The organism is Paraburkholderia phymatum, assembly GCF_038900715.1.
GTDB classification, from domain to species: Bacteria; Pseudomonadota; Gammaproteobacteria; order Burkholderiales; family Burkholderiaceae; genus Paraburkholderia; species Paraburkholderia phymatum_A.
Genome location: NZ_JAYMRZ010000010.1, coordinates 110,921 through 124,485 on the forward strand (window position 1 = coordinate 110,921; position 13,565 = coordinate 124,485).

Below are 13,565 nucleotides of genomic sequence, written 5' to 3' on the forward strand. Positions count from 1 at the left end.
TTCAGTGACGCGCGGCCTTCGGCTCGGGCTTGTCCTTGTTAGGGCCGTCGGGTGCGCTCGCGGGACGCGGCGGGCCTTCGGGTTCGTCGCCGTTCGCAATGCCCTGCGGCGCATCGGGCGGAATAAGCACGTTGCGCTGCGGATTCGATATCGCGATGCCCTTCTCGCGGAACGCGTCGAAAATGCGCCGGTTGAATTCGCGCTGCACCGGCCAGCGCGAGCTGTCGCGGCACTGGATCTGGCCGACGAGCGTGACGGACGCGCCGTCGACGGCATCGACGCCCCAGAAGCTGAAGTCGGACAGGATACCGTCCTTGAACTTGTCGTCCTCGCGCAGCGCCGCGCCGACTTCCTTCAGTGTCGCGATCGCGAGATCGACATCCTGGCCGTAGGCGATGCTGACCTTCACGGCCGCATTGCCGAGTCCGCGGTTCGTGTTGTTCACCGTCGACACGGAACTGAACGGCACCGTGTACAACGAACCGTCGCCGCCGCGCAGACGCACCGTGCGGATCGACAGATACTCGACCGTCCCCGACACGCCCGCGAGCGTCACCCAGTCGCCGACCTGCATCGCGTTTTCCATCAGCAGGAAGATCCCCGTGATGAAATCCTGCACGAGCTTTTGCGAACCGAAGCCGAGCGCGACGCCGAAGATGCTTGCGCTCGCAAGCAGCGGCGCCGTGTTCACGCCGAGCTCGCTCAGGCCCGTCAGCACGACGACGATCGCGATCACGACGAAAAGGGCCGTGCGCAGCATCGGCACCAGCGTGCGCAGACGCGCGGCGCGCACGAGATCGCCGCTCTTCGTCCATTGATCGAGGCGCTTCTCGACGGAGACGTTCGCGACTTCCCACACGATCAGCGCGATCACGGCCGCCACGCAGATCGTGATCAGCGCGGAGGTCAAACGGTGGCCGATCGCGCCCGGACGGAAGAACTGCCACACGCCGATGCCCCACACCTGCAACAGCACGAGCGCGGTGACGACCGCGATGACCGTCGATACGATGCGCCGTATCAGCGGATAGTAGCGGTACGCGTGCTGATGCAGCAGCGAGCGGTTCTCTTCATCCTCGACATGAAAGAGCCGCCCGAGCGCGCCGTACACCACGATCGACACGATGCGCGCGGCGACCAGCACGATCAGCGACAGCCCGCCCAGGTGCAGCAGCGTCCGGTAGCCGTTGTGCACGTCGAGCGCCCACACGAACCACAGCGCCATCACGACGAACACGGCGACGCCCGCCCACATGTCGATGAGCCCGTGCGCGAGCAGCTTCATCGGGCGCTGGCTCTCGCTCGTGCGCTCCAGCACGAGCGCGGCGATCGGCGCGCGGCATTGCAGGATCATGATCGACACCATCACGTGTCCGACCAGCGCGAGCAGCTTGACGAGAGGCAGATGCGCCGCATCGCTCAGGCCGAGCGCAGTGGAAATCTGGATCAGCGCGCCGCCCACGCCGATCACGCTGACGATGCGGACCACCCAGCGCTGCATGAAGAGCGCCCAGCTATCGGGCAGCCGCAACAGGCGCAGGCCGGGCGCATCGGGTTGCAGGAAAAAGCCCGCCGCGATCACGATCGCGCGGCAGATCACATAGAGGTCGATCAGCCCGTTGAGCGCGTCGTCCTGAATCGTGCCGTCGTCGGTGAAGAACGACATCAGCGCGCTTGCCGCCGCGACGAAGGCGACCAGCGGCAGCATGCGCACGCACAGTTGCAGCGCGGCGCTCGGCAGTCGTTGCAGCGTGGTCCAGTGATGCGCCGCCTGGCGTTTGCTGCGGGCTTCCTTCTGTTCGTCGTCGAGAGTGTAGGGTCTGGCGGCTGGCGTGGCAGCCGAAGCCGCCGACGAAGCAGCCGACGAGGGCGGCGTCGACATCGACCGTGCCGCCGGGCTCGCGGGTGGGCTACTGTCCGTGGCCGTTCCGGTCGCCGTCGCCGCGGCGCTCACGGCGCCCGCTGCGCGCGCCGCTGCGTCTTCTTCTGCCTGATGCGCCGCGTCGCGTGCTTCGCGCGCCTCGCGCCGCGCGATGATCGCCGCGCGCGCCCGGCGCAGCACGCGCCGCACGATCCACTCGAGGACGATCGCGGGCAGCAGCGTGCCGATCAGCGCGAGCAGCACGCCGCCGACCTTCGCGCGTTCGTGCGGATCGGATAGTTGCACGTTCCACCAGTACCGCGCCGACGACGTATCGAGCAGCACGGCCACCGATCGCTTAAGCGTCGCGCCGCCCTGCGCGAGCCAATGCGCGCCCTGGCGCGCCAACTGGGAGGCAAGGCCGTTCGACTTGAACGCGGCGGGCGCGCTCGCGCCCGATGCGCTCGCCGCCGCAGCCGCCGACGCGCCGGATGCGGGCGCCGGCACGGCAGGTGTCGCGAGCGCGCCTGCAGCGGCGAGCGCCGTCAGCGTGTCTTCGATCTGCGCGCGTTTTTTCGGGTCGTTGAGGACGGCCAGCGCCTCGCGGGCCTGTTCGGGCGTCAGCGTGACGGTGGTGGCGGAGGCGCCCGTCGCGGTCGTCGCCGTGACGGCGGAAAAGGCAGGGGCGCTGAACAGCGCCAGCAGACAGATCAGAAGGAATGTGCGCATGTAGGGCCGGTGGGCGGCGGCGATGCGCGTACGGCTGGACGCGATGCGGCGCCGGGAGCCACCACGTTTCGACTGAAAAATAAAACGACAGCGGCGGGGCGCCATAAGTTCCGCAACCGGTTCCGCAAACGGCGATCCAGCTCGCGTCCGGCGTGCGATGCGCGCTTTGGGTGCCTACGCATAAGCGCGGCTTGCACGCATTCGCACGATCAGCGTTCGCCGGGGCGCGTGGGCTGCGCTGGCTTGCCGAGCGTGCCGTCGACGGCTTCCGTGAAGGTCCGTTCTTCGCGCAGGATGAAGCGCTTCGCCTGCGCCATGCGGAAGTTCTCGACGGATGCCGGATCGGTGCGCAGCCGCGCGCGGTACGCTTCGTAGGCGGCGAGGCTGTCGAACGCGACGAGACCCCACGCGATGTCGTTCGTGCCTTCGTGCGGCAGAAAATAGCCGATCAGATGGCCACCGCAGCGCGGAATGATTTCTCCCCAATTCTCGGCATACTGCCTGAATGCGTCACGTTGAAAAGGATCGATCTGATAGCGGATGAAACAGGTGAGCGTCATGGGAGTTCCTGTCAATGTCGTGGATTCGTTGGCCGTCATGCAGTCGGATATGTGGGCGGCATGACGGCAAGTATCAGCGACGCGTGTCGCGCGATGTTTCAGGCTGGCTCGAAGTGTCGACGCCTGTTCGACGGCGGTTGAACGACGATGATGTGGATGTCCGTCAGCGCCTATGCTTTTTAAGTGTGCTTTTCCTTCATGCGTCCGTGACGCGATCTGAATGTGTGCTTCCCGTGCAGATCGTCGATGACCGGATGACAGGTAATCAGGCAAACTGACGGTCACGGCGACGTCGTAGCGATGCGCGTGATGGTTTACCCACCTAAAGTCAAAAAAAGCATGCGCCGATAAGAATGTCGAATGGACCGACGACGATCGCGCGTTCGTTCACGATGACGGTGCATGTCGTTGCGCACCGGGCAGCGTCCTTGTCTTCCGGACGCAGGCGCGCGAAGGGGGAGGTATGGACGTGCGGCGATTGATCTACCTGTCGGCGAAACCCAGCGCGGAAATCCGTCAATTCTTCGAGCAGTGCGACTGGCAGGTGAAACCAGTCAGGTCGGTGAAGGAGGTGGCGAAGGCGGTCGACGGCTCCGATGCGGCGGGCGGGCTCCTCGACCTTGCGGGAGGATTGCCGCTCCATGAAATCGAAGCGCTCGATGCATGCCTGGCGATGCCGAATATCGGCTGGGTCGCGATCGTATCGCCGGGGCAACTCGCCGATTCGACGATGCGACGGCTCGTGCGCGACTACTGCTCGGACTATGTGACCGTCCCCGTCGTCCCCGAGCGGGCCGTCAGGGCCGTCGGGCATGCGCGCGGAATGGCGACGCTCGCGGGCGCGCCGCAACACGCGCCCGTTCATACCTTCACGGAAGGCGACATGATCGGCTCATGCGAGTCGATGCAGGCGCTCTTCCGGTCGATCAAGCGGGTCGCGTCGACGGATGCGCCCGTGTTCATAGCGGGCGAATCGGGAACGGGCAAGGAACTGACGGCCGCGGCGATTCATCAACGGTCGTCGCGCCGCGACGCGCCGTTCGTCGCGATCAATTGCGGCGCGATATCGCGCGAGCTGGTGCAGTCGGAGCTGTTCGGTCACGAACGCGGCGCGTTTACGGGCGCGACGCAACGCAGGATAGGACGCGTCGAGGCAGCGAACGGCGGCACGCTGTTTCTCGACGAAATCGGCGATCTTCCGCTGGAAAGCCAGGCCAGCCTGCTGCGGTTTCTCCAGGAGCGCAAGATCGAACGACTCGGCGGGCAGGAATCGATCGACGTCGATGTGCGGATCATCTCGGCGACGCACGTCGATCTCGATGCGGCCATCGCCGACGGGCGCTTCAGACACGATCTCTATCATCGGCTTTGCGTGTTGCGCATCGTCGCGCCGCCGTTGCGCGAGCGGGGCGGCGACCTCGAACTGCTTGCGTTTCAGCTGCTCGGTCATTTCCGGCGGGACGCGGGACGACGCTTGCAGGGCTTCGCGCCCGATGCGATGGAAGCCATCCATCGGCACACGTGGCCGGGAAACGTGCGCGAGCTGGGCAATCGCATCCGACGGGCCGTGGTGATGGCAGAAGGCAGGCTGATCACCGCGAAGGATCTCGAACTGGATCATCTGGTGGATCAGACGCCCGTGTCGCTGAACGTCGCGCGCGAGGCGGCCGAACGCATGGCCATCGAACGCGCGCTGCTGCGGCATCGCGGGCGCTATGGCGAGGCTGCGCGCGACCTGGGCATTTCCCGCGTCACGCTTTATCGGCTGATGGATGCCTACCAGATGCGCGAGCCGGACAGCGCCGAACTCAAGCCCGACAAGCGCCACGACGATCACAGCGAGCCGGATTGACGATAGCGGCGACGTCGGCGCGCGTGCCACGCCTGCGCGGATAGCATGAAGCAGCGAGCAGCGGCGTGAATCGGCTGCTCGCGACGCGTCCGCGCGGCCTTGCCCTGATTTCTCCGGCCGCCTCTGTCAAAATGGACAGCGAATCTTCCGCGAAACCGTTGCTGAACGAGGCTAAACGCAATGCCCAGCTCAACCAGGCCGAGCCGTGTGAAAAAACCGTCGATGCATGCGGCAGCGCAGGCATCCCGCGCGTCCGCGCGTCCGCGTGAAGCGGTTGCCGGCGAAACGTCCGCGCATCCCGCGATCGATGCGCAGGTCGTGCTCGTGCTGCAAGGCGGCGGCGCGCTCGGCGCGTATCAGGCGGGCGTCTACGAGGCGTTGCACGACGCGGGGATCGAGCCCGACTGGGTGATCGGCACGTCGATTGGCGCGATCAACGGCGCGATCATCGCGGGCAATCGCCCGGCGGACAGGATGACCCGTCTGCGCGCGTTCTGGGAGCGCGTCACGTGGAAGAGCTTCGCGGACGATCACAACAACTGGCTGTCGGCCTTCGCGCCCGCGTCCGCCGCCACGAACATCCCCGCGTATCTGACGGCCGCGTGGAGCGCATGGGCCGCGTGGATGCCGGGCTACGAGCAATGGATGCGCAATCTGTCGATCATGTCGCACGGCATTCCGGCGTTCTTCACGCCGCGTGCAGACGCGTGGCTCGGCGGCCTGCAAGTGCCCGTCGGCCTCGAGCACGCCGCGTTCTATCACACCGAGCCCTTGCGCGAGACGCTCGCGTCATTGATCGACTTCGAGTATCTGAACAGCAAGGCAACGCGGCTGACGGTCGGCACGGTCGGCGTCGGCAGCGGGCAGATGCGCTATTTCACCAATCGCGACGAAGCGCTCGACGTGCAGCACGTGATGGCATCGGCTGCGTTTCCGCCGGGCTTTCCGTCCGTGCGCATCGACGGCGAGGCGTACTGGGACGGCGGCATCTATTCGAACACGCCGCTCGAAGCCGTGCTCGACGACCGGCCGCGCCACAGCTCGGTGATCTTCACCGTGCAGTTGTGGCCCGCGCACGGCGACGAGCCCGCATCGATCCACGAAGCGATGAGCCGCCAGCGCGACATCCAGTATTCGAGCCGCGCCGAGAGCCATCTCGAGCGGCAGCGGCAGATTCACCGGCTGCGTCACGTGATCCGCGAACTGGGCAAGCATCTGCCCGAAAACGAACGCGATACGAAGGCCGTCAAGGAGTTGCTCAACTGGGGCTGCGGGACCACGATGCAGGTGATCGAGCTCGACGCGCCGAGCTTCGGCAGCGACGAGCTGCACAAGGACATCGACTTTTCGGCGGACGGCATCAGGCGGCGCTGGCAGGCGGGCTATGCGGACGCGCAACGGATGATCGAACGCGCGCCGTGGAACGCGGAGCCGGACCCGATGGAAGGCATATCGATTCATCGATCGGAGACGCAGACGGCGTGAACCACGCGTCGTGCAGGGGCGATGAACGACGGTGAACGACGGTGAACGACGGCGGCACGCTTGAAACATTGCGCAAACAAATCGGCGTGATGTACCTTGAATGAAGGCATCGGCAGCCGGGACGTCCACGACAACAACGACATGACTCATCCGAATGCGGCATTGATCGAACGGTTCTACGAGGCGTTCCAGCGGCTCGACGTCGAAGCGATGGCGGCCTGCTACGCGCCCGACGTGACGTTCAGCGATCCCGTCTTTGGCGAGCTGCACGGCGCCGAAGTGTCCGACATGTGGCGCATGCTGGTGTCGCGCGCGCAGGAATTGACGATTGCTTTCGGTCATGTCGCTGCCGACGATGCCAGCGGCAGCGCGCACTGGGTCGCAAGCTATGTGTTCAGTCAGACGGGCAGGACGGTCGTCAATCCGATCGACGCGCGCTTCGTGTTCCGCGACGCGCTGATCGTCGAGCATCACGATCGCTTCGATCTGTGGCGCTGGGCGAGTCAGGCATTCGGCGCGCAAGGCGCGCTGTTCGGCTGGACGCCGTTCGCGCAGAACGCGATCCGCGCGCAGGCCAGACATCTGCTGGCGGCGTGGCGTGCAAGGAACGCATGAAGCGGGCTGAGGCGAGCATGAAGGGCGCATGAAGCGGGCATGAAGCGCGCATGAAGGGGGAGCATGAAGGGCGCAGGAAGCGCCTCTGATGGGCAGGCGGAATGCGTGCATGCGCGGCGCCATGCAGGCAGGCATCGTGCCGCTGGACATGCGTGGTATTCCGTTTGCGACGCAGGCAGAACGAACGACATAGCGAGGCTCTAATGCAAGTCGTGGATGCTGCATGGCAGGAATGGCTCGCGACCAACGTGAGTCGCGGGTGCACGCAGGAATCGATGGTCGACGCGATGGTGCAGGCGGGCTTCGATGCATTGGCTGCGCGTGAGATCGTGGGCCGCGCAGTCGCCGAAAACAGCGTGGAGGCCGACCCCGTCAAGCCATCGGACGGCGAGCGTGCCTATGAATACGATGCGTGTCCCGTTGCCGCGGGCAATATCGTGCGCACGCACGACCGCGATGTGCCCGTCGTGCTGCGCGTCGATCGCCCGCAGGTGATCGCATTCGACGACGTGCTGTCGGGCGACGAATGCACGGAGCTGATCGAGCGCGCGCGAAACAGGCTGAAGCGCTCGACGACCGTCAATCCCGACAGCGGACAGGAAGACGTCATCACGTTGCGCACCAGCGAGGGCTTCTGGTTTCAGCGCTGCGAGGACGCGTTCATCGAGCGGCTGGACCGCCGCATCGCCGAGCTGATGAACTGGCCGCTCGAACACGGCGAGGGTCTGCAGATCCTGCACTACAGGGCGGGCGGCGAGTATCGCCCGCATTTCGACTATTTTCCGCCCGCGCAATCGGGCAGCGCGCTGCATACGGCGCGCGGCGGCCAGCGGGTCGCGACGCTGATCGTCTATCTGAGCGATGTCGAAGGCGGCGGCGAGACGGTGTTTCCGGACGCGGGCATCACCGTGATGGCGCGACGGGGCGGCGCCGTCTACTTCCGCTACATGAACGGACGCGGGCAACTCGATCCGCTGACGCTGCACGGCGGTGCGCCTGTCACGGGCGGCGAGAAGTGGATCATGACCAAGTGGATGCGCGAGCGCGCGTACGTGTAGGTGCAGTCCAAAGGTGCAGTCCGGCGCGCGAGTCTCTTTGCGCGCGCATAAAAGAATCAGGAATGGCGTGTGCTCATTGCGCCGGACGGACGCGCGGATATCCGGCGTTCGATGCGGCGCGCGAGCGCCGTCCCGACTGGAAAAAGAACACGGGGACCAACGATGGACAACTATCAACTGGAAAGCGAGTTGCACCACCTCGAGCGCGTGCTCAGCCATATGGCCGCCGAGCATCGGTTCCCGCTCTCGTATTGGCGCACCCGGCTGAACACCGTGCTCGCGGCGGCGCTGGTGCCCTCGCAGCGCACGCGTGCCCGCAAGCTCGACGACATGCTGCGCACACTCGAAACGCGCGCGCCGGAGATAGGCTGACGGCGCGTCTGATCGCGCGCGAAGAGCAACGCGGGGAGCGTACAACGACAAGGCGTGGGCCGCGTTGCGACGCGGCCCGTTTCAGTTCGATTCGTTTCTTCTCTCGTGCGCGCGGAAGCGCGCTCATGCAGCGCGCTCATACGCGAGGCGGATGCCGGAACGCATCAAAAGCAAAAGACGATAGCCGGCTAGTTCAACGACGCGCTGCCCGAGCGCGGCGAAGCGGCATCGGTTGCATGCTCGCGACCTAGCAGCAGATCGACTTGCCCGAGCAGGATCTCGCGTGCAACGGGCTTGTGCAACGTGCATTCGCACTTCAGATCGGTAGGGATATCGGGCGAAGCGCTCCACAGGATCACGGGCATGCCGTCGAGTCCGGGATCGCTCTTGAGCGTGCGGCACACTTCGGCGCCGTTCATTTCGGGCATCATCAGGTCCGTGATCACGAGCGCGGGATGCACGCGCTGCGCCAGTTCGACGCCCTGGCGGGCATTGAAGGCCGTGAGCACGTGAAAGCCCTCCAGTTCGAGCAGGAGCGCCCATGCAATCAACAGATCCGGCTCGTCGTCGATGAGCAGGATGGTAGGAAGACGGCTATCCGATATTGCGTTCGAATCCATGTACACAGGCAAGCTTCTTACTCGCAGACCGGAATCCGGCGCATGCGATGTGTCGTCGTTTAATTGGTTCCGGCGCATGCACGACGCGTGCCCAGTGCACGACACGGTTCACTCGAATGGCCGCATCGTCATCTTGCAGCCATGAAGCACACACGTCGCCGCCAAGCAGGGGCAGGCTTCCGGACGTTTCGACCCCGCGCGCGGACACGCGTGAAGCGGCATGAGCGCTGCTGCCGCAGAGCGTTGCGCTTCGCAAAAATTATCGATGCCGTTGTAAGTTCTGACCCGCGGCCATGATGTTTTTTACGGCGTCATGCCGTGTGGCTTCAAGCCCCGTCATGCCACGCAATACGCGTCATGCGGCGCGTTATGTCGGGTCTAATGGTGTCGTTTCAGGTAGACTGTAGGGCTATGGACAGACTATCCAGCCGATCGCGCACAGTGATCTCCGTCGATGCCACGCAGGTATTCGAGCTGTTGCCCGACGCGTGGCTCATCCTCGACGAGCGCTGCGAGGTCGTGGCCGCGAACGCGCGTTATCGCGAGATGCACGGTGTCACGCTGTCCGACATCCAGGGCTGTTCGATCCACGACCTCAATCAGGTCGGTCCGCAATCGCAGCGGGAATTGCGCCGCAGCTGGCTCGATTCGCTGCTAGCCGGTCTCGTGCCTGGCGAGCCGCGTCTTTCTTCGCTGATCCGTTATGACACACCTGCGCCAAACAGCAGCGACGGCACGCTGATGCCGCGCTACTGGCAGGCGCGCGCGTCGCTGATCGAGCCGAGCGACGGCCAGGCGCCGCTGATCGCGATGTGCATGATGGACGTGACCGAGTCGCTCGCGATCACCGAACGCGATGAGCGCGAGCGCGAAACGCTGCGTTCGCAGGTGCGCCGGCGTCAGGTGCTGGTCGACGAAGCGAACGCGGAACTGCGCATGCATCGCGAGCAGTTGCGTCAGGCGCTCGAGTTCGCGCATGTCGGCGCGTGGGAACTCGATCCGGCGACGGGTGCGATCGACGCGACCGAACAATGCAAGATCAATCTCGGCCTTTCTGCGTCCGACTCGCTCACCGAGAAGCGCCTTTTCGACGAGCTGATCGACGACGCCGACCGCTCGCGCGTGAAGGACGCGATGCAACGGGCGCTTGCTCGACGCGAGCACTTCGAAGTCGAGTTCCGCGTCACGTGGCCCGATCTCACGGTGCGCTGGGTACTGCTGCGCGGGCTCGGGCGCCATCATGACGACAACACGCTGAAGTCGATCGTCGGCTTTACGCTCGATATCACGTCGCGCAAGGAGGCCGAGCTCGAGCAGCGCGCGATCGCCGAATCGGAAAAGCGCGCGCGCAAGCATAGCGACGAAGCGGCGCGCGCGATGGATCGTTTCGTCACGGCCGTGAGCCACGAATTGCGCTCGCCGCTCGGCGCGATTCTGTCCTGGACCACGCTGCTGCAACGTGCCGCCGATCCCGCGCACGTGACGCGCGCGGCGGGCGTGATCGAGCGCAACGCGCATCAGCTTGCGCATATGGTCGACGATCTGCTCGACAGCGGCGCGATCGCCACGGGCAAGCTGTCCGTGAACCTGCAGCCCGTCGATCTGGGCGCGCTCGCTGGCAACGTCGCGGAGGACATGCGCATGTCGGCGGAAGCGAAAGGGCTGCGCTTCGTGGTCGGCGAGCTTGCGCCGTGCATCGTGATGGCCGACGAAAGCCGGATGAAGCAGGTCGCGTGGAATCTGCTGTCGAATGCGGTGAAGTTCTGCGCGCAGGGCGAAATCGAATTGAGCGTGACGGTGAAGGGCCAGCAGGCCGAACTGTCGGTGCGCGATACGGGCTGCGGCATCGAGCCCGATGCGCTGACGCGCATTTTCGAGCGCTTTCGCCAGGTCGATCCCGAAAGCGGCGGGCGCGTCGCGGGACTCGGCCTCGGGCTATGGCTCGTCAAGCATCTCGTCGATCTGCATCACGGCACCGTCGCGGCCGAGAGCGCGGGGCGCGGTCAGGGTTCGACGTTCAGGGTGACGCTGCCGCTCTATCGTTGACACCGTCGTCGAGCGAAACGCGCGGAAGTGCGTTAGCGTTCGCCTATAGGTACATCGATTGGGTACATCGATTGCTGCTCGCAGCGCTGCTGCCTTGCATGCAGCATGCGCCGCGCCCGTTCAATTCGCCTGAGGAACACACCATGCCGATCGATTCCCGCATTGCCGAGGGCCTGCCTTTTCCGCTCGGCGCGACATGGGACGGCAGGGGCGTCAATTTCGCGCTCTTCTCCGCCAATGCAACGAAGGTCGAGTTGTGTCTGTTCGACGACAAGGGCAAGAAGGAACTCGAACGCATCGAGCTGCCCGAATACACCGATGAAGTGTGGCACGTGCATGTCGCCGGATTGAAGCCGGGCACCGTCTATGGCTATCGCGTGCATGGTCCTTATGAACCCGAGGCCGGTCATCGCTTCAATCCGAACAAACTGCTGCTCGATCCGTATGCGAAGGCGCATGTGGGCGTGTTGCGCTGGAACCCGTCGCTATTCGGCTACACGCTGAAATCTGAGGACGACCTCACATTCGACCAGCGCGACAGCGCGCCTTTCATGCCGAAGTGCCAGGTCGTCGATCAGACGTTCAACTGGACGCATCCCACTCGCATCCGCGTGCCGTGGGACCGTACGATCGTCTATGAGACGCACGTGCGCGGCTATACGAAACGTCACCCCGGCGTGCCCGAAGCGATGCGCGGCACCTTCGACGGCCTCGCGCAAAAGGCCGTGATCGACCATATCCGGCGTATCGGCGTGACGACGATCGAACTGCTGCCCATTCATTCGTTCGTCAACGATCAACACCTGCTCGACAAGGGACTCACCAACTACTGGGGCTACAACACGATCGGCTTTTTCGCCGCCGATCCGCGTTACTTCGCGCGCGGCCCCGGCGCGGTCGACGAATTCAAGGCGATGATCGACCGCCTGCACGACGCCGGCCTCGAACTGATACTCGACGTCGTGTACAACCACACGGCCGAGGGCAACGAGCGCGGGCCGACGCTGTCGTTTCGCGGCATCGACAACGCGTCGTACTACCGGCTGATGCCCGAGCAGAGCCGCTACTACATCAACGATACGGGTACGGGCAACACGCTGAACCTGTCGCATCCGCGCGTGCTGCAGATGGTGACGGACAGCCTGCGCTACTGGGTCACGGAGATGAACGTCGACGGCTTCCGCTTCGATCTCGCGACCATCCTCGGGCGCGAGCCGTATGGCTTCGACGAAGGCGGCGGCTTTCTCGACAGTTGCCGGCAAGACCCGATCATCTCCAGCGTGAAGCTGATTGCCGAGCCGTGGGATTGCGGGCCGGGCGGCTATCAGGTGGGCGGCTTCCCGCCGGGCTGGGCCGAATGGAACGACCGCTTTCGCGACACGGTGCGCGCGTTCTGGAAAGGCGACGAAGGCGAGGCCGCCGATCTCGCGACACGCATCACGGCATCGGGCGATTTTTTCAACCGGCGCGGCAGGCGCCCGTGGGCCAGCGTGAACTTCATCACCGCGCACGACGGCTTCACGCTGAACGATCTCGTGTCATACAACGAGCGTCACAACGAAGCGAACGGCGAGGACAACAACGACGGCCATAGCGACAACCGTTCGTGGAATTGCGGCGTCGAAGGGCCGACCGACGATGCCGAAGTGATTGCGTTGCGCGAGCGCCAGAAGCGCAACATGCTCGCGACGCTGCTGTTTTCGCAAGGCACGCCGATGGTGCTTGCCGGCGACGAATTCGGCCGCACGCAGATGGGCAACAACAACGCGTATTGCCAGGACGATGAGATCAGCTGGGTCGACTGGGCGGGCATCGACGACGACGGCCGCGCGCTCACCGACTTCGTGCGCAAGCTCACGACGCTGCGCCACGCGCTGCCCGTGCTGCGACGCAATCGCTTTCTCACGGGCGAGATGCGCGAGGACATCGGCGTGATGGACGTGAAGTGGCTGAGTCCCGCAGGCGTCGAGTTGACGGGCGACCAATGGGACGATGCGACGATGCGCTGCTTCGGCCTTGTGATCGACGGGCGCGCGCAGGCGAGCGGCATTCGCAAGCCCGCATCCGATGCGACCTTGCTGCTGGTCGTCAACGCGTATCACGATGTCGTCGACTTCACGCTGCCGGAGATACCGGGCAGCGATCAATGGAGCTGCATGATCGATACGAACGCGCCCGAGCGAGACGAATTGCCGGACTTCGAGTCAGGCGATGTCTATCAGGTGACGGGCCGCTCGATGCTGCTGTTCGCGCTGCACGCGAAGGGCGAAACGCAACGGATCTTCGATCGGCTCGAAGAACGGCTGACGGCCTAGCGCTTATCTCAAGATCTCAGCGACGGGCTGAATAAATCGAACCTCAAAGCCC

Annotated in this window: 11 protein-coding genes; 8 read left to right on the top strand and 3 right to left on the bottom strand. The window is 64.9% G+C overall.

Annotation, left to right across the window (positions count from 1 at the left end):
* Position 1: 1 nt before the first annotated feature.
* Both VSR68_RS19540 and VSR68_RS19545 read right to left on the bottom strand, forming a co-directional pair.
* Complete coding sequence (locus tag VSR68_RS19540; protein ID WP_342941406.1) at positions 2-2,590, bottom strand: mechanosensitive ion channel domain-containing protein; 2,589 nt, start codon at positions 2,588-2,590, stop codon at positions 2-4.
* Between the two features lie 209 nt (positions 2,591-2,799).
* A complete protein-coding gene (locus VSR68_RS19545; protein WP_342941563.1) occupies positions 2,800-3,150 on the bottom strand; it encodes an NIPSNAP family protein in 351 nt (116 codons plus the stop codon).
* A 463-nt stretch (positions 3,151-3,613) separates the two neighbouring features.
* Here VSR68_RS19545 and VSR68_RS19550 point away from each other — a divergent pair, with 463 nt between their 5' ends.
* From VSR68_RS19550 to VSR68_RS19575, 6 genes are all read left to right on the top strand, one after another.
* On the top strand, positions 3,614-5,002 hold the full coding sequence (locus VSR68_RS19550; RefSeq protein WP_342941407.1) for a sigma-54 dependent transcriptional regulator: 1,389 nt from the start codon (positions 3,614-3,616) through the stop codon (positions 5,000-5,002).
* A 65-nt stretch (positions 5,003-5,067) separates the two neighbouring features.
* The gene (locus VSR68_RS19555; RefSeq protein WP_342941571.1) at positions 5,068-5,271 is read left to right on the top strand and encodes a hypothetical protein; all 204 of its coding nucleotides are present in this window, start codon (positions 5,068-5,070) and stop codon (positions 5,269-5,271) included.
* The gene (locus tag VSR68_RS19560; RefSeq protein ID WP_428983540.1) at positions 5,225-6,487 is read left to right on the top strand and encodes a patatin-like phospholipase family protein; all 1,263 of its coding nucleotides are present in this window, start codon (positions 5,225-5,227) and stop codon (positions 6,485-6,487) included. The genes VSR68_RS19555 and VSR68_RS19560 overlap by 47 nt, the downstream gene beginning before the upstream one ends.
* A gap of 141 nt (positions 6,488-6,628) precedes the next feature.
* Positions 6,629-7,102: a nuclear transport factor 2 family protein gene (locus VSR68_RS19565; RefSeq protein ID WP_342941409.1), complete on the top strand. Its 474-nt coding sequence runs from the start codon at positions 6,629-6,631 to the stop codon at positions 7,100-7,102.
* Positions 7,103-7,305: 203 nt separating this feature from the next.
* On the top strand, positions 7,306-8,160 hold the full coding sequence (locus VSR68_RS19570) for a 2OG-Fe(II) oxygenase (RefSeq protein ID WP_342941410.1): 855 nt from the start codon (positions 7,306-7,308) through the stop codon (positions 8,158-8,160).
* 162 nt (positions 8,161-8,322) lie between these two features.
* The gene (locus tag VSR68_RS19575; RefSeq protein WP_342941411.1) at positions 8,323-8,532 is read left to right on the top strand and encodes a hypothetical protein; all 210 of its coding nucleotides are present in this window, start codon (positions 8,323-8,325) and stop codon (positions 8,530-8,532) included.
* Between the two features lie 188 nt (positions 8,533-8,720).
* Here VSR68_RS19575 and VSR68_RS19580 read toward each other — a convergent pair whose 3' ends face one another.
* Positions 8,721-9,152, bottom strand: coding sequence for a response regulator (locus VSR68_RS19580; RefSeq protein WP_342941412.1), 432 nt, complete (start codon positions 9,150-9,152; stop codon positions 8,721-8,723).
* A 441-nt stretch (positions 9,153-9,593) separates the two neighbouring features.
* Here VSR68_RS19580 and VSR68_RS19585 point away from each other — a divergent pair, with 441 nt between their 5' ends.
* Complete coding sequence (locus VSR68_RS19585; protein ID WP_342941413.1) at positions 9,594-11,198, top strand: sensor histidine kinase; 1,605 nt, start codon at positions 9,594-9,596, stop codon at positions 11,196-11,198.
* A 143-nt stretch (positions 11,199-11,341) separates the two neighbouring features.
* Positions 11,342-13,513: a glycogen debranching protein GlgX gene (gene glgX, locus VSR68_RS19590; RefSeq protein WP_342941414.1), complete on the top strand. Its 2,172-nt coding sequence runs from the start codon at positions 11,342-11,344 to the stop codon at positions 13,511-13,513.
* The last annotated feature ends 52 nt before the right edge of the window (positions 13,514-13,565 follow it).

Bases quoted from the DNA above. Each gene is read 5' to 3' on its own strand.
- VSR68_RS19540 (WP_342941406.1), bottom strand. From the start codon at position 2,590: ATGCGCACATTCCTTCTGATCTGTCTGCTGGCGCTGTTCAGCGCCCCT.
- VSR68_RS19545 (WP_342941563.1), bottom strand. From the start codon at position 3,150: ATGACGCTCACCTGTTTCATCCGCTATCAGATCGATCCTTTTCAACGT.
- VSR68_RS19550 (WP_342941407.1), top strand. From the start codon at position 3,614: ATGGACGTGCGGCGATTGATCTACCTGTCGGCGAAACCCAGCGCGGAA.
- VSR68_RS19570 (WP_342941410.1), top strand. From the start codon at position 7,306: ATGCAAGTCGTGGATGCTGCATGGCAGGAATGGCTCGCGACCAACGTG.
- glgX (WP_342941414.1), top strand. From the start codon at position 11,342: ATGCCGATCGATTCCCGCATTGCCGAGGGCCTGCCTTTTCCGCTCGGC.
- VSR68_RS19580 (WP_342941412.1), bottom strand. From the start codon at position 9,152: ATGGATTCGAACGCAATATCGGATAGCCGTCTTCCTACCATCCTGCTC.
- VSR68_RS19575 (WP_342941411.1), top strand. From the start codon at position 8,323: ATGGACAACTATCAACTGGAAAGCGAGTTGCACCACCTCGAGCGCGTG.
- VSR68_RS19560 (WP_428983540.1), top strand. From the start codon at position 5,225: ATGCATGCGGCAGCGCAGGCATCCCGCGCGTCCGCGCGTCCGCGTGAA.
- VSR68_RS19565 (WP_342941409.1), top strand. From the start codon at position 6,629: ATGACTCATCCGAATGCGGCATTGATCGAACGGTTCTACGAGGCGTTC.